This window comes from Mycobacterium sp. 4D054, from assembly GCF_052245755.1.
Classification (GTDB): domain Bacteria; phylum Actinomycetota; class Actinomycetes; order Mycobacteriales; family Mycobacteriaceae; genus Mycobacterium.
This window is the reverse complement of record NZ_JBQQCF010000154.1, coordinates 1-877: the sequence shown is the minus strand read 5'-3', so window position 1 is coordinate 877 and position 877 is coordinate 1. Positions and strand designations below refer to the sequence as shown.

Annotated in this window: 1 protein-coding gene; it reads right to left on the bottom strand. The window is 66.6% G+C overall.

Features of this window, described 5'->3' with window-relative positions; translation table 11 throughout:
- A partial coding sequence (locus ACTWP6_RS30350; protein ID WP_443189644.1) for an IS256 family transposase occupies positions 1 to 743 on the bottom strand: 743 nt, incomplete at its 3' end.
- Positions 744 to 877 lie beyond the last annotated feature (134 nt).

The window sequence follows — 877 nt, the reverse complement described above, 5'->3', positions numbered from 1 at the left end:
CCGGGCAGAGTGGCTCCGATCGCGGCCACCAGCCCGGCGTGGGCGTCACTGGTAACCAGCTTCACCCCAGACAGCCCGCGGGCGGTCAGCGACCGCCAGAACGTCAGCCAGCCCGCGCCGTCCTCGGCGGTGGTGACGTCGATGCCGAGGATTTCACGGTAGCCCTCGGCGTTGACCCCGACGGCGATCAGGGCGTGCACGTTGACCACCCGGCCCTGCTCGCGGACCTTGAGGACCAGGGCGTCGGCGGCGACGAACGTGTACGGGCCGGCGTCCAGCGGTCGGGTGCGAAACGCCTCCACGGCGACGTCGAGTTCCTTGGCCATCACCGAGACCTGCGACTTCGACAGCGAGGTGATGCCGAGCGTTTCGACGAGCTTGTCCATCCGTCGGGTGGAGACCCCGAGCAGGTAGCAGGTCGCCACCACCGTGGTCAGCGCCCGCTCGGCGCGTTTGCGGCGTTCCAGCAGCCAGTCCGGGAAGTAGGATCCGTGCCTCAGCTTCGGGATTGCGAGATTCAATGTTCCCGCGCGGGTGTCGAATTGGCGGTGCCGGTAGCCGTTGCGGGAGTTGGTGCGCTCGGTGCTGCGCTCGCCGTAGCTGGCGCCGCACAGGGCGTCGGCCTCAGCACCCATCAGGGTGTGGATAAACGTGGCCAGCAGCTCGCGCAACACGTCAGGATGGGCGGTGGTGAGTCGTTCGGCCAGCACGGTGGGCAGGTCGATATTGTGGGCAGTGGTCATCGCGTCGATTCCTTTGCTCGAGTGACTTTGGTCGGTCTCTCGAAGAATCACGCGATGACCCTCAATCAGTCGGCTACGACACGCCGGTACCGCTGATCAGGTCCGACTCGTACACCACTCTGCTGGACGCAACC